The organism is Roseovarius amoyensis (genome assembly GCF_003260265.1).
GTDB classification, from domain to species: domain Bacteria; phylum Pseudomonadota; class Alphaproteobacteria; order Rhodobacterales; family Rhodobacteraceae; genus Roseovarius; species Roseovarius amoyensis.
In genome coordinates this window covers 34,375-55,164 of record NZ_QITQ01000014.1, presented here as the reverse complement: position 1 = coordinate 55,164, position 20,790 = coordinate 34,375, and the positions used below count along the sequence as shown (strand labels likewise).

21 protein-coding genes are annotated in these 20,790 nt (G+C 65.0%); 8 read left to right on the top strand and 13 right to left on the bottom strand.

Features of this window, described 5'->3' with window-relative positions; genetic code table 11:
- Positions 1–156: 156 nt before the first annotated feature.
- The 10 genes from gyrB to mutM all read right to left on the bottom strand — a co-directional run bounded on the left by gyrB (position 157) and on the right by mutM (position 10,868).
- Positions 157–2,574 (bottom strand): DNA topoisomerase (ATP-hydrolyzing) subunit B, encoded by a 2,418-nt coding sequence (gene gyrB / locus DL899_RS12750; protein WP_111734738.1) that lies wholly within the window; start codon positions 2,572–2,574, stop codon positions 157–159.
- 98 nt (positions 2,575–2,672) lie between these two features.
- Positions 2,673–3,293 (bottom strand): LysE family translocator, encoded by a 621-nt coding sequence (locus DL899_RS12745; RefSeq protein WP_111734737.1) that lies wholly within the window; start codon positions 3,291–3,293, stop codon positions 2,673–2,675.
- Positions 3,290–3,721: a VOC family protein gene (locus DL899_RS12740; RefSeq protein ID WP_111734770.1), complete on the bottom strand. Its 432-nt coding sequence runs from the start codon at positions 3,719–3,721 to the stop codon at positions 3,290–3,292. The genes DL899_RS12745 and DL899_RS12740 overlap by 4 nt, the downstream gene beginning before the upstream one ends.
- Positions 3,722–3,738: 17 nt before the next feature.
- The gene (locus DL899_RS12735; protein WP_111734736.1) at positions 3,739–4,170 is read right to left on the bottom strand and encodes a GFA family protein; all 432 of its coding nucleotides are present in this window, start codon (positions 4,168–4,170) and stop codon (positions 3,739–3,741) included.
- Complete coding sequence (gene recF, locus DL899_RS12730) at positions 4,167–5,282, bottom strand: DNA replication/repair protein RecF (RefSeq protein ID WP_111734735.1); 1,116 nt, start codon at positions 5,280–5,282, stop codon at positions 4,167–4,169. The genes DL899_RS12735 and recF overlap by 4 nt, the downstream gene beginning before the upstream one ends.
- Before the next feature lie 56 nt (positions 5,283–5,338).
- Positions 5,339–6,457 carry a DNA polymerase III subunit beta gene (gene dnaN, locus DL899_RS12725; RefSeq protein ID WP_111734734.1) on the bottom strand — a complete coding sequence of 373 codons (1,119 nt, stop codon included), beginning with the start codon at positions 6,455–6,457 and terminating at the stop codon, positions 5,339–5,341.
- Positions 6,458–6,623: 166 nt separating this feature from the next.
- The gene (gene dnaA / locus DL899_RS12720; RefSeq protein ID WP_111734733.1) at positions 6,624–7,994 is read right to left on the bottom strand and encodes a chromosomal replication initiator protein DnaA; all 1,371 of its coding nucleotides are present in this window, start codon (positions 7,992–7,994) and stop codon (positions 6,624–6,626) included.
- 537 nt (positions 7,995–8,531) lie between these two features.
- Positions 8,532–8,795 carry a 30S ribosomal protein S20 gene (gene rpsT, locus DL899_RS12715; protein WP_111734732.1) on the bottom strand — a complete coding sequence of 88 codons (264 nt, stop codon included), beginning with the start codon at positions 8,793–8,795 and terminating at the stop codon, positions 8,532–8,534.
- A 379-nt stretch (positions 8,796–9,174) separates the two neighbouring features.
- Positions 9,175–9,951, bottom strand: coding sequence for an enoyl-CoA hydratase (locus DL899_RS12710; protein WP_111734731.1), 777 nt, complete (start codon positions 9,949–9,951; stop codon positions 9,175–9,177).
- Positions 9,952–10,016: 65 nt separating this feature from the next.
- The gene (gene mutM, locus DL899_RS12705; RefSeq protein ID WP_111734769.1) at positions 10,017–10,868 is read right to left on the bottom strand and encodes a bifunctional DNA-formamidopyrimidine glycosylase/DNA-(apurinic or apyrimidinic site) lyase; all 852 of its coding nucleotides are present in this window, start codon (positions 10,866–10,868) and stop codon (positions 10,017–10,019) included.
- Positions 10,869–10,964: 96 nt separating this feature from the next.
- Here mutM and ubiE point away from each other — a divergent pair, with 96 nt between their 5' ends.
- Together ubiE and ubiB are read left to right on the top strand one after the other, a co-directional pair.
- Complete coding sequence (gene ubiE / locus DL899_RS12700) at positions 10,965–11,708, top strand: bifunctional demethylmenaquinone methyltransferase/2-methoxy-6-polyprenyl-1,4-benzoquinol methylase UbiE (protein ID WP_111734730.1); 744 nt, start codon at positions 10,965–10,967, stop codon at positions 11,706–11,708.
- Positions 11,709–11,712: 4 nt separating this feature from the next.
- Entirely contained in the window at positions 11,713–13,245 is a 1,533-nt protein-coding gene (gene ubiB / locus DL899_RS12695; RefSeq protein WP_111734729.1) for a 2-polyprenylphenol 6-hydroxylase, read from the top strand.
- Positions 13,246–13,267: 22 nt separating this feature from the next.
- Here the strand turns inward: ubiB and DL899_RS12690 are convergent, their stop codons facing one another.
- Both DL899_RS12690 and DL899_RS12685 read right to left on the bottom strand, forming a co-directional pair.
- A complete protein-coding gene (locus tag DL899_RS12690; RefSeq protein WP_111734728.1) occupies positions 13,268–13,942 on the bottom strand; it encodes a flagellar hook capping FlgD N-terminal domain-containing protein in 675 nt (224 codons plus the stop codon).
- Positions 13,943–13,969: 27 nt separating this feature from the next.
- Positions 13,970–15,391 carry a flagellar hook-length control protein FliK gene (locus tag DL899_RS12685; RefSeq protein ID WP_111734727.1) on the bottom strand — a complete coding sequence of 474 codons (1,422 nt, stop codon included), beginning with the start codon at positions 15,389–15,391 and terminating at the stop codon, positions 13,970–13,972.
- Between the two features lie 115 nt (positions 15,392–15,506).
- On the opposite strand from DL899_RS12685, the gene DL899_RS19885 reads away from it, so the two are divergent.
- From DL899_RS19885 to DL899_RS12655, 6 genes are all read left to right on the top strand, one after another.
- Positions 15,507–15,800, top strand: a complete 294-nt coding sequence (locus tag DL899_RS19885; protein ID WP_420820979.1) for a rod-binding protein — start codon at positions 15,507–15,509, stop codon at positions 15,798–15,800.
- Positions 15,790–16,143: a hypothetical protein gene (locus DL899_RS12675; RefSeq protein ID WP_111734725.1), complete on the top strand. Its 354-nt coding sequence runs from the start codon at positions 15,790–15,792 to the stop codon at positions 16,141–16,143. The genes DL899_RS19885 and DL899_RS12675 overlap by 11 nt, the downstream gene beginning before the upstream one ends.
- A gap of 208 nt (positions 16,144–16,351) precedes the next feature.
- A complete protein-coding gene (locus tag DL899_RS12670) occupies positions 16,352–17,566 on the top strand; it encodes a flagellin (RefSeq protein WP_111734724.1) in 1,215 nt (404 codons plus the stop codon).
- A gap of 98 nt (positions 17,567–17,664) precedes the next feature.
- Complete coding sequence (gene flaF, locus DL899_RS12665; protein WP_338049658.1) at positions 17,665–18,030, top strand: flagellar biosynthesis regulator FlaF; 366 nt, start codon at positions 17,665–17,667, stop codon at positions 18,028–18,030.
- Complete coding sequence (gene flbT, locus DL899_RS12660; RefSeq protein WP_111734722.1) at positions 18,027–18,431, top strand: flagellar biosynthesis repressor FlbT; 405 nt, start codon at positions 18,027–18,029, stop codon at positions 18,429–18,431. Before flaF ends, flbT begins: the two co-directional genes overlap by 4 nt.
- Positions 18,431–19,225, top strand: a complete 795-nt coding sequence (locus DL899_RS12655) for a DUF1217 domain-containing protein (protein ID WP_239494697.1) — start codon at positions 18,431–18,433, stop codon at positions 19,223–19,225. Before flbT ends, DL899_RS12655 begins: the two co-directional genes overlap by 1 nt.
- A gap of 68 nt (positions 19,226–19,293) precedes the next feature.
- Here DL899_RS12655 and DL899_RS12650 read toward each other — a convergent pair whose 3' ends face one another.
- Positions 19,294–20,712 carry a FliI/YscN family ATPase gene (locus DL899_RS12650; protein WP_111734720.1) on the bottom strand — a complete coding sequence of 473 codons (1,419 nt, stop codon included), beginning with the start codon at positions 20,710–20,712 and terminating at the stop codon, positions 19,294–19,296.
- Positions 20,713–20,790 lie beyond the last annotated feature (78 nt).

Sequence of the window (20,790 nt, the reverse complement as noted above, 5' to 3'; positions counted from 1 at the left end):
GAGGTGCATGCGATCTGTCTAACACCAGAATGCTGCATTGCAGCGTAAGTGCAATGGAGAGTCACCAACAGACTTGGCAGGTTATTCAAAATGCCGGATTATCAGGGCGATTTTAGCGCAGATGCCCGAATATTAGGCGTATTCTGAACAACAGCCTCAGAAATCCAGGTTCTCGACGTTCAGGGCGTTTTCCTGGATGAACTCGCGCCGGGGTTCAACCACATCGCCCATCAGCTTGGTGAACAAATCGTCGGCCTCGGCCACGTCGTCGATCCGCACCTGCAGCAGCGTGCGCGCCTCGGGGTCCAGCGTGGTTTCCCACAGCTGGCTCGGGTTCATCTCGCCCAAGCCCTTGTAGCGTTGCAGCGACAGGCCCTTTTCGCCCTCTTTCAGCACCGCGTCGAGCAGGTCGAGCGGGCCATAGACCGCCTGCGTGCGGTCCTTGCGCACCAGTTGCGCAGGCTTTGAATAGACCTCTTGCAGCGACTTCGTCAGTTGGCCCAGGCGGCGCGCCTCGCCGCCGCGCAGGATCGGGCCGTCGAGCGTGCGCATTTCCTCGACCCCGCGCACCGTGCGCGTCAGGCGGATGCCGTGATCCTGCGTCGGTCGGCCCTGCCAGCCGCGCTCGTATTCCTGCGCGATCAGGTCCAGCCGTTCGGCCACCGCCGTGGCGACGCCCGGCAGGTCGGCATCAGCGGCACCTGGCTGGAATGCCCCGGCAATCGTCGCCTGTTCAAGGATGTGGCGTGGGTAATGGGTGGGAAAGGCATCGACGATGCGGCGCACCTGGCGGGCCTCTTCGACTACACGCACCAGGTCGGGGCCAGAGATGTTTTCGCCCGTGCCGAGGCGCAGGATCGCATCCTCCGTCCCCTGTTGGATCAGGTAATCCTCCAGCGCCGCCTGGTCCTTGAGATAGACCTCGGACTTGCCGCGCGCCACTTTGTAAAGCGGCGGCTGCGCGATATAGAGGTGCCCGTGTTCGATCAGCTCGGGCATCTGCCGGTAAAAGAAGGTCAGCAGCAGCGTGCGGATATGTGCGCCATCGACATCGGCGTCGGTCATGATGACGATCTTGTGGTAGCGCAGCTTTGACAGGTCGAACTCGTCCCGCCCGATACCGGTGCCCAGCGCCATCACCAGGTTGCCGATTTCCTGGCTCGACAGCATCCGGTCAAAGCGCGCGCGCTCGACGTTGAGGATCTTGCCCCTGAGCGGCAGGACCGCCTGGGTGCCCCTGTCGCGCCCGGTCTGGGCCGAGCCGCCGGCGCTGTCACCCTCGACCAGAAAAAGCTCGGTCTTGGTGGGGTCCTTTTCGGAACAGTCCTTCAGCTTGCCGGCAAGGAAGTTCACATCCATCGCCGTCTTGCGTCGTGTCAGTTCCCGCGCCTTGCGCGCGGCCTCGCGCGCCATCGCGGCCTCGACGATCTTGCCGACGATCATCTTGGCCTCGTTCGGGTTTTCCTCCAACCATTCGCTCAGCTTTTCGCCGACCAGCCCCTCGACCGCGGGGCGGACCTCGGAACTGACCAGTTTGTCCTTGGTCTGGCTGGAGAATTTCGGGTCAGGCACCTTGACGGACAGGACGCAGGTCAGCCCCTCGCGGGCGTCATCGCCGGTAAAGGTGATCTTTTCCCGCTTGGCGATCCCGCTTTCGGCGGCATAACGCTGCAGCACCCGCGTCAGCGCCCCGCGGAACCCGGCCAGGTGGGTGCCGCCGTCGCGCTGGGGGATGTTGTTGGTAAAGGGCAGCACCGTTTCGTGATAGCTGTCGTTCCACCACATCGCCACCTCGACGCCGATGTCGTCGCGTTCGCCGGTCATGAAGATCGGCTCGGGCAGCATCGGCGACTTGTGGCGGTCCAGGTAGCGGACGAATTCGCGCACGCCGCCCTCGTAATGCAGGACGGATTCGAGCGGTTCGGCCGGGCGTTCGTCGCGCAACACGATACGTACCCCGGAATTGAGGAACGCCAGCTCGCGCAGGCGCCGTTCCAGCGTCTCGAAACTGTAATCGAGGTTCGAAAAGGTCTTGGTCGAGGCCAGGAATCGCACCTCGGTGCCGCGCTTGCCATTGGCGTCGCCCACGACGCGCAGATGATCGACCGTAAAGCCCCCCTCGAACCGGGCCAGGTGTTCCTTGCCGTTGCGCCAGATGCGCAGTTCCAGCCAGTCGCTAAGCGCGTTGACCACCGACACCCCGACCCCGTGCAACCCCCCCGACACCTTGTAGGAGTTGCTGTCGAACTTGCCCCCGGCATGGAGCTGGGTCATGATCACTTCGGCCGCCGAAACGCCCTCTTCCTCGTGCATTTCCACGGGAATGCCACGGCCGTTATCGGTGACAGAGACGCTGGAATCGGCATTGATCGTGACGGTCACGACGTCGGCATGACCTGCCAGCGCCTCGTCAATGCCGTTGTCCACCACCTCATAGACCATGTGGTGCAGACCCGAACCATCGTCGGTGTCGCCGATATACATGCCGGGGCGTTTGCGAACCGCCTCCAACCCTCTGAGAACCTTGATGGAATCGGCGCCATATTCTTCTTGCGCCGGTACTGCTTCTGCCATTCAAGCCACCCTTGTGTAAGCTGTGATTTTATACGATTTCCCACAGGCAATGTCACGTCCGGGACCACAATATTTTGTGTCGCGGGCCGGTCATGCATTCATGTCATGGCGATCGCGACGCCCACCGCAATCAGCAGGCACCCCGCCGCGATGTTGGTGCGTCTCAATGCCTTGGGTGACGTCATCAGCCGGCGCAGCCGCGAAAGAGACATCGCCAGTCCGACATTGCCCAAGAACGGCACCAGCGCCGACAGCACCACGATCGCGGCAATATCGGCCGGGGTGACGCGCGTCAGGTCGAAAAACCCCGGCAGCACTCCCATGTAGAACAATATCGCCTTGGGGTTGCCCAGGATCGCCGCCAGCCCGGCCATGAACCCGGCCCAGGCGCCCGGCCGTGTCAGGCGGCTGTCGGCGGCGATGGTCCGGTCGGCGTGGCGGATCAGCATCACGCCCATCCCGGCAAACAGCACCACCGCCACCAGCTTAAGCGCGGCCATGACTCCGCCGAATGCCGACACTACCCAGCTGACGCCCAGGACCGCCAGAAACGACCACATCACATCGCCCGCCACCACGCCCAGCGCCAGCGGCACCGTCGCCCGCGCACCCCCCGAAAGCGTGCGCGCCATCACCGCCAGCCAGACCGGCCCCGGCGTGATGAACAGGATGAAAAGCGTCCCGGCATAAAGCGCCAGATCGACAGGCGAGAGGGTCATTCGGCGTCCGGCAGGGTCAACGTGCCATCATCCGATAGCGGCCAGAACGGGTTCATTGCCAGTTCCCAGACATGTCCGTCAGGGTCGGCGAAATAGCCCGAGTAACCACCCCAGAACACCTTTTCGGGGCGCTTGAGCGGTGTTGCGCCGGCATCGAGCGCCGCCTGATACGCGTTGTCGACCTCTGCCTCGGTGCCAAAGTTCTGCGCCAGTGTCATCGCCCCGGTGCCCAGTGCCGCGCCCGCCCGGCCCTGATCGGCGGCCAAGGCTGCTTTCCCGAACAGGCCCAGAACAAGGCCCTGCAACTGGTAGAACGCCACGCCATCCTGTTCCTCGGCCGGGGACCAGCCGAGCGACGCGTAAAACGTCTTGGCGCGGTCCAGGTCGGCCACGCCAAGGGTGATCAGGGTTACGCGCTGGGCGGGCAGGGGGGTCTTTGCCGCGCTCATGGCTTGCTGGCCGCTGGCGGACCGCCACGCGAGCCCGGATATAGCGGCAGGCTGTCGGTGATCTCGTAGAAATCGCCTTTGTCGGCGCAAAAGATATGCGCTGTCAGTTTCAGGCCCGAGGGCTCGTCAAATGCCCCGGCGAGGACCGAGGTGAAATCCCCCTCATCGGGCGACCAGAACAGGGCCGAGCCGCAGGGCGAACAGAACCCGCGCCGGGCGTGATCCGAGGTGCGATACCATCTGATCGCCTCGCCCCCCTCGACCGAAAGGCGGTCATTGGGGATGCTGGTGGCGGCATGATACAGCCCGGTCTGACGCCGGCACTGGCCGCAATGGCAGGCGACGACCTCTCGCACGGGGCCCTTGGTCGTGAACCGCACCGCCCCGCAAAGGCAACCGCCGGTCCTGATGTCGGCATTGTGGGTCATGGTGTCGATACCTCCTGTTCGGCGCGGCTTTCACAGCCGGTCTCTGTCACTTCGACATACTGCGCGCGTGCGCCCAGGTCCGTAAACAGTTCCGGCCCGGTGCCCGTCATCCAAGCTTGCACACCCAGGGTGCAGACCTCGTCATAAAGCGCGGCGCGGCGGGCGGCGTCGAGATGGGCCGCGACCTCGTCCAGCAGCAGCAGGGGCGGCGCGCCGAATTCCTGCGCCAAAGCGCGGGCGTTGGCAAGGATCAGCGAGATCAGCAGCGCCTTTTGCTCGCCCGTCGAACAGGCCGCCGCCGGCACCCCCTTGGCGGTATAGACAGCCCCCAGGTCGGCGCGGTGCGGCCCGATCAGCGTGCGCCCGGCGGCGATGTCGCGCGCGCGGCCAGTATGCAGGGCATCGCGCAGGTCGGGTTCCGTCTCCGGCATTCCGCCCTCTCCCGGCAGCAGTTCCAGCCCGGCGGCGGGAAAGGCGGTTTCGGCCGCATCCTGCGCCGCCTTCAGGCGTTCCAGCGCCACCTGCCGGTTGCGGTGGATGGCAAGGCCCGCCTCGGCCATCTGTCGTTCCAGCGCCACATACCAATGGCCGTCGCGCACCTGGTCCTTGAGCAGGCGGTTGCGTTCGCGCATGGCCTTTTCATAGGCCAGCGTGGCCTCGGCGTGGTCGGGAACAAAGCTCATCGTCATGCGGTCGAGAAAGCGCCGCCGCCCCTCGGCCCCTTCGATCCACAGCCGATCCATGCTGGGCACCAGCCACAGCACCCGCGCGATGCGCCCCAGCGCCGCCTGCGCCGCCGTCTTGCCGTCGATGCGCAACTGTCGGGGCTGGCCGCCCTCGGACCAGATTTCGATCTCGTGCACCTGCTCGAGCGAATGCAGCACGCCGGTCACTTTCCAGCCCGGACCGTCAGGTTGGCGCACCATGTCCTGCGCCGCCGCCCGCCGCAGGCCGCGACCCGGCGAAAACAGCGATACCGCCTCGAGGATGTTGGTCTTGCCCGCGCCGTTGGGCCCATAAAGCGCCACAGGTCGCGCATCGAACGCCAGCGCCGCAGCCTGATGGGACCGGAAATGCGACAGGGTCAGGCGCGACAGATACAGATCGGGCATTGCCGCCCTTTCATCTTACCGAAGACACGTGCGCCACAGGCATCGGCGCCGCCGATTCAGACGCGCATCGGCATCACGACATAAATGGCGCTGGTGTCGTTGCCTTCGCGCACCAGCGTCGGGTCGCCAGCCGAGTTGAACAGGAATGTCGCGTTCTCGCGGTCGATCTGGTTGGCGATTTCCAGCAGGTACTTGGCGTTGAACCCGATCTCCAGCCGCTCGTCGCCATAGGCCACGGCCAGTTCCTCTTCGGCGTTGCCGCTGTCGGGGGCGTTCACGGACAGCACAAGGCGGTCCTCGTCCAGCGTCAGCTTGACCGCGCGCGATCGTTCCGAGCTGACTGTCGCCACCCGGTCGACGGCGCGGGCGAAATCACTCGCGTCCACCTCCAGCTTGCGGGTGTTGCCGGTGGGAATGACGCGGGTGTAGTCGGGGAACGTGCCGTCGATCACCTTTGACGTCAGTACGATCTCGGGGGTGGCGAAGCGCACCTTGGTTTCCGAAACCGAAACCGCGATCTGCGCCTCGTCGTCATCCAGCAGCTTGCGCAGCTCGCCCACGGTCTTGCGCGGGACGATCACACCGGGCATGTCGGCCGCGCCCTCGGGCAGGTCGGCATCGACACGGGCCAGGCGGTGGCCATCGGTGGCCACGCAGCGCAGCACCTTGCCGCCATCGCTTTCGGAGACGTGCATGTAGACGCCATTGAGGTAATAGCGCGTTTCCTCGGTCGAGATGGCGAATTTTGACTTGTCGAACAGGCGCCGCAGCTCGGGCGCGCGGGCGGCGAAGTTGCAGGCGTATTCCGCCGTCGCCATCACCGGGAAATCCTCTTTCGGCAGGGTCGCAAGGGCAAAGTTCGACCGCCCCGCCGCCACCGTCAGCCGCCCCGAGGTGCCATCGTCGACCAGCGTCACCAGCGCCCCCTCGGGCAGCTTGCGCACGATCTCGTGCAGGGTTACCGCCGATACCGTGGTCGCGCCGGCGCGTTCCACCTTGGCCGGGGCCTTGTCGACCACCTCGATATCCAGGTCGGTGGCTCGGAACTGGGCCTGGTCGCCCTCGGCCTCGATCAGGACGTTGGCAAGTATCGGGATCGTATTGCGCCGTTCGACCACCGACTGGGCCTGTGACACCGCTTTCAGCAGTGCCCCGCGTTCGATGCTGAGTTTCATGCCCTCGCTCCCTGTGTCCAGACGGTGGGGAAGCGCACCGTAGCAAACTCCCCTGCGCGCTCAAGCCTTTTCATGCGGTTTTCAGTGCATTCGGGAACGGGGTCAAGGGCGCGCCGCGTCGCGGTTCCCGGGGGTGGCCGGGTCCGCGGCGTCGGCGCGGCTGTTCCTACCCCTCCAGCGTGCGGCGCAACAGCTCCAGGTCTTCGGCGATCTGGGCGTCCTGCTGACGCAGATCGTCGATCCGGCGCACGCCATGCATCACCGTGGTATGGTCACGCCCGCCAAAGCGGCGGCCGATTTCCGGCAGCGACCGGCTGGTCATCTGCTTGCACAGATACATCGCCACCTGCCGCGGGCGGGCAAAGTTGCGCACCCGCTTGGGGCCGATCATGTCGGAAATGCGAATGTTGTAGTGTTCCGCCACTCGGCGCTGAATCTCCTCGATCGAGATCTTGCGCTCGGACGCGCGCAGGATGTCGGCCAGACAGTCCTGCGCCAGTTCCAGCGTGATCTCGTGCCCCACCAGCGAGGCAAAGGCGAACAGCCGCGTCAGCGCGCCTTCGAGCACCCGAACATTGGTGCTGATGCGGTGGGCCAGGAATTCCAGCACGCCATTCGCCATCTGCAGGCCGGGATAGTCGTTGCGATAGCGTTCGGCCTTGGACTGCAGGATGCCGAGCCGCAGTTCGTAATCGGTCGGGTGCAAGTCGACCACCAGCCCGCATTGCAGGCGCGACTTGATGCGGTCCTCAAGCTGCGCAATCTCGCCCGGCGCGCGGTCAGCCGAGATGATGATCTGCCGATTCTGGTCAACCAGCGCGTTGAAGGTGTGAAAGAACTCTTCCTGCGTGCTGTCCTTGCCGGCGATGAACTGCACATCATCGACCATCAGCACGTCGACCGAGCGGAACATCTGCTTGAAATCCATCATCCGGCGGTCGCGCAGCGCCTGCACAAAGCGGTACATGAACTGTTCAGCCGACAGGTAGACGACGTTCAGCTCGGGCCGGCGGGCCTGCAATTCCCACGCGATGGCGTGCATCAGGTGGGTCTTGCCCAGCCCGACCCCGCCGTAAAGGAACAGCGGGTTGAAGGTGACCGGCCCGCCCTCGGACACGCGGCGGGCGGCGGCGTGGGCCAGTTCGTTGGGCTTGCCGACGACGAAGGTATCAAAGGTAAACCGCTCGTCCAGCGGCGCGGCGGGCACCTGCGCGTCGGCATGGGCTGACGCCTGTGCCGGGGCCCGCTCTGGCCTGGCGGCGGCGGGCTGTTGCGCACCGCCGTTGGCACCGGCATTTGCGGACGCCCGGAAATGCACGCGGCGGACATCCGGCGCGACGGTGTTCAACTGAAACAGGATCAGATCACCGAAATTGCGCGAAACGTAATTCCCCTGAAAGCTGGTCGGCACTGTGAAGGTGGCGACCCCGTCCCGGACCTCTACCAGCTCCAGAGGTTCGATCCAGTTGTTGAAATTATGCGTTCCGACTGTGCTCAGCAGTTCCTGCTTCAGCTGGCCCCATTGTTCTTGTGTCATCTGTCCCCATTCCGCGACTGTGCATCCATTCACCAGTGCGACGCCCCTTACTCGCACCGGTGCGTTCCACGCATGAGGGATCAGTCACAGGCCAGATACCCGCTGCCGGATGCAGCGAGTATCCGAGTTCCTTTCGGACCTGCCAGACGCCGCGCCCCGACATTTTTTCGACCCAACATTTCCGCAGCCCCAAATGTGCGGAGTGGGCCTGAACTATCAGGTGCGCGCGCCTGTGATCGGACCTGGCCTGTCGTCTCTGAAAAGAGAACCGACGTAAAAACCTGAACGCTTGGGCAACGTCACGTGGCGGTACGTTCAAGGCCGCTCACGTCCGTCCCAGCGACAGTGGCAGCCTGTCCCCCCTGGCGGAATCGCCCTGTGACCGTAGCAACAGCCCGGCGGCGGCGGCAACTTATCTTCGTCCTTGACAGGGCGGTTGCCGGAAAAGAATCTACATGAAATTGATGGGTCCAACATAAACCAAAAAGGCGCCCGTCACGGGGCGCCTTTCAGGATCAAACGTTTAGCACGAGATTTTCAGCCAAGCGCCTTTACGCGGGCCGAGAGGCGCGACATTTTGCGCGATGCGGTGTTCTTGTGAAAGACGCCTTTGGTCACACCGCGCATCAGCTCGGGCTGAGCGGCCTGCAGCGCGGTCTTTGCGGCATCCTTGTCACCCGAGGCGATCGCCTCTTCGACCTTGCGCAGATAGGTACGGATTCGCGAACGCCGGGTCTTGTTGACGGCCAGACGGCGAGTGTTCTGGCGGGCGCGTTTCTTGGACTGGGGCGAGTTAGCCATTTATTTTCAAACCTTTGTTCGGGTCTTTGCGTTTCGTGTCGCACGCAGGCATTCCCGAACCGGCAGGTCTTTAACCGGGCTGAATCTGGCCAGAGCGGGCCCCACGCGCATATATGACCGCCGCATATAGCCGAGATTGCCGCGAATGCAAAGGGCCAAATCCGCTGGGCAGCAGGTGATTCTTGAATGTTTGCGCTGCCTGTCTCGGCCCGGTCGGCAAAGCCTCATTTTCATCCGGATGTGACGCAATCGACACAAGGCCTGCGACTCACCCGTGCCGCGCTCCGGGGCGGCACGGCCCGCCCGGCGACATGCCATCCCCAGAACGGCAAACCCCCGCCATTGGCGGGGGCCGGCATCCCTGGGTAAGTCTTTCGCGTCACTTGTCGCGGAACTGCGGCTCGCGCTTTTCAGAAAAGGCGGCCATGCCTTCTTTCTGGTCCTCGGTGGCAAAGAGCGAATGGAACACGCGGCGTTCGAACAACAGCCCCTCGCGCAGCGGCACCTCGAAAGAGCGGTTCACTGATTCCTTTGCCGTCATGACCGCGATCATAGACTTTTCAGCGATCTTGCCGGCGGCGGTCAACGCCTCTTCCTTCAGCTTCTTGGCTGGCACGACGCGGCTGACCAGCCCGGCGCGTTCGGCCTCTTCGGCGTCCATGAAGCGGCCGGTCAGGTTCATGTCCATCGCCTTCGACTTGCCGATGGCGCGGGTCAGCCGCTGCGTGCCCCCCAGCCCGGCGATGACACCCAGGTTGATCTCGGGCTGGCCGAACTTGGCTGTGTCGGCGGCGATGATGAAATCGCACATCATTGCCAGCTCGCACCCTCCGCCCAGCGCATAGCCCGAAACGGCAGCGATGATCGGCTTGCGGATGCGCATGATGGCATCCGATTCGGGGGTGAACAGATCGCCGATAAAGACATCGACGAACCCCTTTTCGCCCATCATCTTGATGTCGGCGCCGGCGGCGAATGCCTTTTCCGAGCCGGTGATCACGATGCAGCGCACCTTGTCGTTTGCCTGCGCGTCCTGCAGCGCGGTGACCAATTCGCTCATCAGCTGATCGTTCAGCGCATTGAGCGCATCGGTACGGTTCAGCGTAATAAGGGCGACGTGATCCTCTATCTCGACGATGATCGTCTCATAGGCCATGAATTCCGCTTTCGCTTGTTTCAGTCAGGGGCGATTCCATAGTCATTTGGCGAACTGGTTCAACCTTATCTTTGACAGGCCGTGCAGTAAAAGGTCGACCGACCCGCCTGCACCACGCGCCGGATGGTGCCGGCACAGCCGGGGGTGCGGCAGGGTTTTCCCTCGCGGCCATAGACGTCGAAACTGTGCTGAAAATAGCCCAGCTCGCCATCGGCGCGGCGAAAATCGCGCAACGACGATCCGCCCGCCACGATAGCATCTTGCAGGACCTCGCGTATCGCCCCGGTCAGCGTGCCAAGCCGCGCCTCTGATATCGCGCCGGCGCCCCGCAGCGGCGAGATGCGGGAGCGGTAAAGCGCCTCGCACACATAGATATTGCCCAGCCCGGCCACGATGCGCTGATCCAGCAGCGCCGATTTGACCGGCGTCCTGCGACCCTTCATCGCAGCCACTAGGTGCGCCTCGTGAAACGTGTTTCCCAGCGGCTCGGGCCCCAGCCGGGCCAGCAGCGGGTGCGAGTCGGCCGTCGCGGTGGCAAGCAGGTCCATCGCGCCGAAACGCCGCGGGTCGTTGAAGGTGATGCGCGCGCCGCTGTCGATGTCCAACACCACGTGGTCGTGGCGCTCTGGCGCGGGGTGGTCGTGCACGAATGCGCCCAGCGGATCGCCCGACACCAGGATGCGGCCCGACATGCCCAGATGCACCAGCAGCGACTCGCCGCCGTCGAGATCGGCCAAGATGTATTTCGACCGCCGCCGCAGCGCCTGCACCCGCCGCCCGGTCAGCCGCCCGGCCATGTTCGGCGGGAACGGCCAGCGCAGATCAGGGCGGTTGACCTGCGCGCGCACGATCCGGTGACCGGTCAGGACCGGGTCCAGCCCGCGACGAACCGTCTCAACCTCCGGCAATTCAGGCATGTTTCCCTTTCCGCCCGTGACGGCGCGGATTGTAACCCGCTCCGGCCAGCCTATAAGAAGGGCGACGATCGCAAACGGCAAGGCCCGATAACCCGGATGACCCGCAAGACCACCCATTTCGGATTCCAGGAAATCCCCGAAGAGGAAAAGGCCGGCCGCGTGCGCGGTGTCTTTGGCTCGGTCGCCTCCAGGTACGACGTCATGAACGACGCCATGTCGATGGGCATCCATCGCGTCTGGAAGGACGCGATGATGGACTGGCTGGCACCGCGCCCGGGCCAGCGCCTGCTGGACGTGGCCGGCGGCACCGGCGACATCTCGTTCAGGTTTCTAAAACGTGCCGGCGAAGGCAATGCCACAGTGCTGGACCTGACCGAGGAAATGCTGATCGCCGGGCGCCAGCGGGCCGAGGCCGAACAGATGGCGGGTCAGCTGGACTGGGTGGTGGGCGACGCGATGGCGCTGCCCTTTGCCGACAACAGCTTTGACGTCTACACCGTCAGTTTCGGCATCCGCAACATGACCGACCCGCAACAGGTGCTGCACGAGGCGTTTCGCGTGCTGCGGCCGGGCGGGCGGCTGATGGTGCTGGAATTCAGCCAGGTGCCCAACGAATTGCTGCGCAAGGTCTATGATCTCTATTCCTTTCACATCATTCCGCGGCTGGGGCAGGTCATCGCGCAGGACCGCGACAGTTATCAATACCTGGTGGAATCGATCCGCCGCTTTCCTGACCAGGAAACGTTCCTAGGCATGGTGCGCAAGGCCGGTTTCGAAAACACCGCCTATCGCAACCTGACCTTCGGCGTTGCCTGCCTGCATTCCGGCTGGAAGATATAGACCCATGCGCGGACCGCACAATATCATGCGCCTCATCCGCACCGGCGCGACGCTGGAACGCACCGGCGCGATGCGGGTGTTTCTTGATGCGATGGACGCGCCGCCGCAGGTGCGGGTCGCGCTACGGCTGTTGGCCTGGCCGTTTCAGTGGCTGGGCTATCGCGGCGACCCGGCCACGCCGCCGGCGCTGCGCGCGCTGACGGCGCTGGGCCCGGCCTATATCAAGTTCGGGCAGGTATTTTCGACCCGGCCCGACATCGTCGGCGAGGACCTGGCGAACGAGTTGCGTATCCTTCAGGACAAGCTGCCGCCCTTTCCGCTGGAAACCGCGCGCCGCAGCATCGAGCACGAGCTGGGCCGCCCCGTCGACGAGATGTTCGAGGATTTGAGCGAACCCGTCGCCGCCGCCTCGATCGCGCAGGTTCACAAGGCGCGGCTGCGCAGCACCGGCGAAGCGGTCGCCGTCAAGGTGCTGCGCCCGCGGATCGAACGCGCCTTTCGCAAGGATATCGACGCCTTCTATTTCGCCGCCTCAATGATCGAGTTCCTCTCGCCCGCCTCGCGCCGGTTGCGGCCGTCGGACGTGATCGCGCATTTCGAGGGCGTGGTGATGGGCGAGCTTGACCTGCGGCTCGAAAGCTCTTCCGCCTCGGAATTCGCCGCCAATACCGCCGGCGATGACGGTTTCGTCCTGCCCGAGATGAAATGGGAATATTCCGGTCGGCGCGTGATGACGATGGGCTGGGCCGAGGGCGTTCCGCTGGGCGACAACGACGCGCTGGATGCCGCCGGGCATGACCGGGTGCAGCTGGGTGAACGGGTGTTGCAGCTGTTCCTCAGTCACGCGCTGCGCGACGGGTTTTTTCACGCCGACATGCACCAGGGCAACCTCAAGGTCAGCGCGAACGGCGACATCATCGCCTATGATTTCGGCATCATGGGCCATATCGACGAATACACCCGCAAGGTCTATGCCGAGATCCTGTATGGCTTTATCCGCCGCGATTACACCCGCGTGGCCGAGGTGCATTTTGAGGCCGGATACGTACCCGCCGACCGCGACGTGACCGAATTCGCCCGCGCTCTGCGCGCGGTGGGCGAGCCCATTTTCGGCATGGACGCGACCCGTATCTCGATGGGCAACCTGCTGAGCTACCTGTTCGAGGTGACCGAACGCTTTGGCATGGAAACCCGGACCGAGCTGATCCTGCTGCAGCGCACGATGGTCGTGGTGGAGGGGGTGGCGCGTTCGCTCAATCCGCAGATCAACATCTGGCAAGTCGCGCATCCCGTGGTCGAGGATTACATCCGCAAGAACATCGGCCCGCGCGCGGCACTGCGCGACATCGGCCGCACGCTGGCGGTACTGGGCCGATATGGGCCCCGCCTGCCGCAACTGGTCGAGGCGGCGCTGATCCGCCAATCCCAACCCGCGCCCGAGGCGCCGAAACCCTCTCGCCTGACCGGCCCCACATGGGCCGCGGCTGGCTTTGTGGCCGGCTGTGCGGCGGTGCTGGCGGCGGTGATGCTGGGCTGATCACCCGGGTCCGAGAGTACTCTCAATCTCCCTCGCGCAGACCGACCACGTCGTTCGGGGTCACCACCTGCCCGCCCGCCATCACCAGCAATGGCAAGCCATCCTCGTTTCGCGCCTCGATGATGCGGCCGTGAACATAGGCCGGCGCGGTTGCGACAAGATCGCCCTGAACGAATGATTCCACGCTCAGATCGTAGGTGCCGGCGGACAGCGGGCTGCCCACATCGGTGACGCCGGCCCATTCCATCTCTTGCCTTGCGGGGCTGACAGGCAGGCGCTGAACCACCGTGCCGGAGCTGTCGCGCACCACCAGCTCTGCCGTATCGGCCTGCGCCTGGCCCGCAGTGGTGATTGTGACAGGGCTGCCGTCAAAGATGACCGGCATCGTGGCGCGGGCGGTCATGCCCACCCAGTTCGACAGTTGCGAAACGCCGATCGCTTGCATCTGTTCGCCCAGCACCGCCAGCAGGTCATTGCTGCGCACCTGCTGTTCGACGCTGGAAAAAGTGGCAAGCTGGGTGGCGAAATCGGTCGAATCGATCGGGTTAAGCGGGTCCTGGTTCTGGATCTGTGCGGTCAGCATGGTCAGGAACGTCTCGAAATCGGAACTCAGCACCGCCTTGTCGGATGCCGGGGTGCTGGCCCGATTTAGGGTGGCACCTGCCGACTGGGCAGCGTTGGTCTGGGCGATATCCATGATCTCTCCTTTCAGCGAATTGGGTGTCTAAAGCCGGATGTCCATGCGGCCGTCCGGGGCCAACCGACCCGCCAGCTGTCGGGGGGTGTCATCCTGCGCGGTTACAGGCAGCCCCGAATCGCCCTGGGCGGCGGCGGCACCGGGCACCGCACCGCGCTCCTGCCCCGTCGACCGGCTGTCGGAGCCGAACGAAAACTCGGTTCCCCCATACCCCAGCTCGCGGAAATCCTGCGCCAGCAGGTCGGCATGACGGCGCAGCAGGTCCAGCGTTTCGGGCCGGTCGGCCAGGATGTTGACCGCCATCCCGGCCTCGCCCGGGCTGAGCGTGATCCGCACCTTGCCCAGTTCGACGGGGCTGAGCACGATCTCGACCGAGCGGTCGCCGCTGGCCTGAACCGCGGCGGCGATCTGGGGGGTAATGGCCCGCGCGGGCGGGTTGGGCGCGCCATGAGCCGTCTGGCCAGTGACGGGTGCGGCGCCGGGGCGGTCAGCGCGCGCAACATCCGCCGCTTGCAGAGCATCCGCCCCGACCGGATCAAATGCGGCTTGCGCAGGGTTTTCCGGCGTCACTGCCGGACTGGAGGCAAGGACCGCGCGATTCGCGGCGGGATTTCCAACGGCAGGTGCGGGGGGCGCAGGCGCAGGTTCGGACATATCCTGCGCGCCCTCCGTCACCCACGCCGATTCGGTTGGCTGCATCACGGGCCGCTCCTGCGGCCCCGCCCTGGTGACAGCGGTCGCGGGGTCGGCAGGCGTGGGCGAGGCCTGCGTATGCCGCGTCGCTTCGGCCAGCACGCTTGCCCCGCTTGTCGTATCCGGGATGTTGCCCGCATTCTGGCCAGTGTGTATTGCTGCCGCCTGAATTGGCGGTACAGGCCCTGCGGATGTCGGGCCGCCCTGCAGCGCCATCGGCCTGCCCTCTGCCATCGCCGATTGCGGCGCACTGTCGGTTCTGTTCAGCCCATTTGAATCGCCACGCGCGCGCCCATCGACAACAAGGCCCGGATTGGTCTGGGCAGTCGCGCGCGCGCCCTGCCTGTCTTTCTTGCCGGGCGCGCCCATTTCCACCCCGGCAGCGGGGTGTTGATTATGCCCCCACACCGTCGGGGCTGGCGTTTCCGAAGCGCTGTCCAACGCCGCCGGCATCGACCGTTGGACCGACCCAGCCAGTTCCGGCGGCGGCACAGCCACGTTCCCGGCGATCTCTGTGGCGTCCTCCGTGTCTTCAGGCGTTTCAACGCCAGGAGTTTCAGCCGTGGCATCGGTGTCGGCCTCTTTCGATTCCGGCGAAAGCGCCCCTCGCATCAGCCCCGCGAAAACATCGGCAAAGCCATGCGCCGGCAGCGCATCACCGATGCGCGCGCCCGTTTCCGGCCCCACGTCATCGACGGGGGCTGTACCGGCACCGTTTGCCGGGGCCGCATCCGGGCCGTTGGAATGAATGATCATGCGCCTTCTCCGGGATTCTTCCGCGATGGGGTGAGCATCGCAAAAGCCGGTTACCGGTTTCTTTACTGCTTTGCGGTCCCATGGCGCCGAAATGTCTTGAATTGGAGATATCGCCGTGATCGGAATTTCACCTCCCTCCCTGCTGCACTCCGCACCGGATGCGGCCAGCCCGCCCAATGCCCGCGCCGCACGAGAGGCGGCGCTGAAGCTCGAGGCGAGCTTTCTGTCGGAAATGCTCAAGGCCGCCGGCCTAGGTGAACGCCAGGGCGATTTTTCCGGCGGCACCGGAGAGGCGCAGTTCGCCTCATTCCAGCGCGATGCGATCGCGATGCAGATGGTCCGGGCCGGCGGGCTGGGGTTGGCCGAGCATTTCTTCAACGCCATGATGGAGGCCTCGCATGAGCATTGATTCCGCCGTCCTGCCCGCCCTTGACGACCTGCTGGAGCGCGAGCGCGCGGCACTGTTGTCAGGCCGGTTCGACCATCTTGCACCGCTGCTCGATGAAAAGGCCCGTCTCATCGACCGGCTGAATGCGTCCGGTGTGGACGAGCGCGCCACGCTTGACGGGCTTAGGCACAAGGCCATCCGCAATCAGGCCCTGTTCGATGGCGCGTTACAGGGTGTCCGCCGCGCGAGCGACCGCATCACCGGCCTTCGCCAGCTGCATCATGCGTTCGAAACCTATGACGAGACGGGCCGGCGCCGCCTGATCGGTGGCGAAACGTCCGGAAGGATGGAGAAACGCGTCTGACACGATTTGTCTCAAATTCGCTGGATATGGTCGGCTGCACTTAGCACTCCGTTAGCATCTGGGCCGCCATCCTGACACGGCATTCGCAACGGGTGGCGCGGCGGCCCAGCGGCCGACCGCAAAGATCAGAACGACTGTTCGAGGCCGTCTTTTATGGCGGCGGATATTCAAGTGGCACAAAGTGCCGATACCGATAAAGGAAAATGCAATGTCCAGCATTCTGACGAACAACGGCGCCATGGTGGCGCTGCAAACCCTCAAGTCGATCAACTCCAACCTGGCCAGCACCCAGGACATGATCTCGACCGGCAAGAAGGTGGCCAGTGCCAAGGACAACGCCGCCATCTTTGCGGTGTCCAAGGTCATGGAATCCGACGTCGCCGGGTTCAAGGCCGTCTCCGAAAGCCTGGCCTTGGGTGAAGCCACCGTTTCCGTGGCCCGCAACGCCGCCGAAACCGTGACCGACCTGCTGACCGAGATGAAAACCAAGATCGTCGCCGCGCAGGAAGACAACGTCGACCGCTCCAAGATCAACGACGACGTGACCGAGCTGAAGAACCAGATCAGTTCGGTTGTCTCGGCGGCGCAATTCAACGGCCTGAACCTGATCGACGGCAACACCGCCAGCGCCAGCATCCTGGCCTCGCTCGACCGCGACGGTTCCGGCAACGTCACCGCCTCGTCGATCTCCGTCAGCGGGCAGGACCTCGCCACCGGCGGATATACCGCCAAGGCCGCCTTTACCGGCTCCGACGGGCTTGCCGCCGACAGTGCCGACAGCTTTGGTTTCGCACTCGACGGCAATGGTGGCACAGACGATGCCGGCACTGTGGTGATCGTCAATCCGACCTATGACGCGGGCGACCGGATCACCATGCGCCTGGGCGAAACGGAGGTGTCCTATACCATCTCCGCGGAGGATATCGCCAGCACCTCGGTCGAGGATATTGTTGCCGTCAATCTCAAGACCCAGATCGAGCAATCGGGCGCGGATGTGACGGTGGACTACAACATCGCCAGCGCAGGCACGCTGACCATCACCAACAACGGCAGCGATTCGCTTTTCGTTTCCGGCCAGTTCACCAATGCCGGTTCTGGCGGGCTGGGCGCGCTTGCCGGGATCGACGTGTCGACCGGCGTGGGTGCGACCGCAGCATTGGGCACCATCGAGACACTGATCGGCACCGCCATCGATGCGGCGGCGGCGTTCGGTTCGGCCGAAGGACGTATCGAGACCCAGAACAACTTCATCTCGAGCCTCACCGACTCGCTGACCACGGGGATCGGTGCGCTGGTCGACGCCAACATGGAAGAGGCATCCGCGCGCCTGCAGGCCCTTCAGGTGCAGCAGCAGCTGGCGACGCAATCGCTGTCGATCGCCAACCAGGCGCCACAGTCGCTCTTGTCGCTGTTCCGCGGCTGATCGGAACCATTCATGTGCGGGGACGTCAATCTGGCGTCCCCGTCCCCGTCCAACGCTCAATTCCGAGCCATATCTGAAAGGAGCCCCAGGTGAACGCGATGCAGCAAGCACAGGCGGCCTATCGCACGGCCGCAAATCCGATCAGAACGCCGCGCGGGGCCGAATACGACGCCTTCGCCCGTATCACCGGCCGGCTGCGCGCCGTGTCTCGGTCACCCGCCGGGTTCCGCGACATTGCCGCGGCCATCCACGACAACCGCAGGCTCTGGACAATTCTCGCTACCGATGCGGTCGGCGATGGCAACTTGCTGCCGCCTGAACTGCGGGCCCGTATCCTCTATCTGGCCGAATTCACCCGGGTTCACAGCGGGCGGGTGCTGCGCGCCGGCGCGGCGGTCGAGCCGCTGATCGAGATCAATACTGCGGTGATGCGCGGCCTTGCCGGCAGGGATGGCACGACATGAGCGGGCTGGTCCTGAAACTGGGACCGCGAGAAAGGGTCCTGATCAACGGCGCGGTGCTTGAGAACGGCGGGCGCCGGTCGCGGGTGTCGATCGTGACGTCCAATGCCAATGTCCTGCGCCTGCGGGACGCCATTCACCCGGAACAGGCCAATACCCCCGTTCGGCGCGCCTGCTATGCCACCCAGCTGGTACTCTCGGGCGATCTCAAGCCCGAAGACGCCCACCTGCAACTGCTGCGCCGGATCGAGGAACTGAGTCAGGTTTTCACCGATCCCGACAGCCGTGCGACCCTGGCCCGCGCCAGCGGCGCGCTTTTGCAGGGAAATCATTACCAGTCGCTGAAATCGCTGCGCGCGCTCCTGCCGCGCGAGGACCGCCTGCTGGCGCATCGGGTCGGCTGATGTTCCGCCCGGTCCTGCCGCTTGCCGGTCTACCCGGCTGGAACATGCTGAACCGCACCATGGATACCCAGCGCGTGGCCTTTGATACCGCCCCACAAACCATGCGCGACACCGATTACTTCGAGGCCCGGATCGCCACCGTGCAGACCGCTGAAGAGCTGGTCGCTGACCGCCGCCTCTTGCGCGTGGCGCTGGGTGCCTTCGGCCTGCAGGACGAAATCGACGGCCGCTATCTGATCCGCAAGGTGCTGGAAGGCGGGGCAGAAAACCCCGACGCGCTGGCCAACCAGCTGTCGGATGATCGCTATCGCCAGTTCAGCGCGGCTTTCGGCTTTGGCGACACGGCTGGCCCACGCAGGAACGAGGCAGGCTTTGGCGCCGAAATCACCGCCCTGTTTCGGGAGCGCGCGTTCGAGGTGGCCGTGGGCGAACAGGATGAAAGCCTGCGCCTGGCGATGAACGCGGCCCGCGAAATGGCCGATATCGGCACCGACGACGCCACCAATGACACGCGCTGGTTTCGCATCCTGGGCACGCCGCCGCTGCGCAGCGTGTTCGAAACCGCGCTCGGCCTGCCGGACGGGATCGTGCAGATGGATCTCGATCGTCAGCTCGATATCTTCAAACAGGCCGCGCGGGACAAGCTGGGTATCGACAGCCTCGACGCCTTTGCCGAGGCCGAAACCCGCGAAAAGCTGGTCGAAACCTACCTGCAGCGCGACCAGATCAAGGCCGGCGCCTCGATGTCATCGCACAGCATTGCCCTGACGCTGCTGCAGGCCGGACGCGGTTAAGGCACCCCGTATCAATCGGAAATACCCGGCATGATGCGCGATAGCGGCATTTCGCACCGCCACTAGGCCTATCCCGCCGGCGCGATCGCTGCGACCCCCCTGCCGGCGGCGGCCTTCGGCCCCAGGCTCTCGGCCATTGGCCGGGCATCGCCCGACCGGGCCGGCGCCCCCGCCCGCCGCAGGATCAGCGCCAGCCGATCAAAGCTGTTCTTGGCCGAAACAGTTTCTGTTTCAGCCAAGAACGCGTCCAACTCGGCCTGAACCCGCATCGCCATGTCCAGTTCGGGGTCGCTGCCCTCAGCATAGAGCCCGGCCCGGATCATGGTTTCCGAGCGCGCGTAGGCGCCCAACAGGGAACGGGCGCGCCGGATCAGCGTGTTTTCCTCTTCGGTTGCCGCGCGCGGCAGGCTGCGCGAGACCGAACGCAACAGGTCGATGGCCGGATAACGCCCGCGCTCGGCGATGCTGCGGTCAAGCACCACATGCCCATCCAGCACCCCGCGCAGGATGTCGGCCACCGGTTCATCCATGTCAGACCCGGCGACCAGCACGCTGAACAACGCGGTGATGTCGCCCGTGCCCCCGGCCCCCGGCCCGGCCCGTTCGGCCAGTGACATGATCTGGTGCGCGGTCGAGGCGGGATAGCCGCGCAGCGCCGGCAATTCACCTGCCGCGATCGCGATCTCGCGGTGGGCCTCGGCGAAACGAGTCACCGAATCGGCCAGCAGCAGCACATGCGCCCCCTGATCGCGAAAATGCTCGGCCACCGTCATCGCGGTCCAGGCACAGCGCCGTCGCACCAGGGGTGAGCGATCAGAGGTGGCGGCGACGACGACAGAGCGGCGCATCCCCTCGGGCCCCAGCACGGTCTCGGTGAATTCGCGCAGCTCGCGCCCGCGCTCGCCGATCAGCGCGAACACCACCACGTCGGCCTGCATGTGCCGGCCCAGATGCCCCAGCAGACTGCTTTTTCCCACGCCCGACCCCGCGAACAGCCCCACGCGCTGCCCGCGCACGATGGGCAGGAGCGTGTTGAATACCGCCATTCCGGTTTCGATCCGCTTGCCCAGCGCACGGCGCCCCGCCGGGGCGGGCGGTGGCGCCAGGTAGGACCGCGGCACCAGCCCGCGCATGATTGGCCGTCCATCCAGCGCCTGGCCGGACGGGTCGATGATTCGCCCGATCCAACCATCGTCCGGCGCGATCTCGCCCGCCCGTTCCAGCAGCACCCGCTGAGCCAGCGAGATGCCTGTTGGCGGCTCTTCCGGCAGCATGGTCACATACTCGGCTGTCAGCGTCAGCACCTCGCCCCAAAGCGGCGGCGCGCCCTTGCGCGGCAGGCGCAGCAGGTCGCCCAGCCGGGCCTTGTCCGACAGGCCGGTCAGCCGCAGCAGGTTGCCGTCGATGGCCGCCACCCGCCCGACAGCATGCTGGGGGCAAAGTGCGGCAATTTCGGCCTGAAGGGCCGCCAGGGCAGGTTTGGGCATCGTTCGCTCCGGTCATGTTCCGACAACCGTTTCTAAACGAATCGCGGTTAAGCCTTGATTGAAGCCAATCGAGGGAGA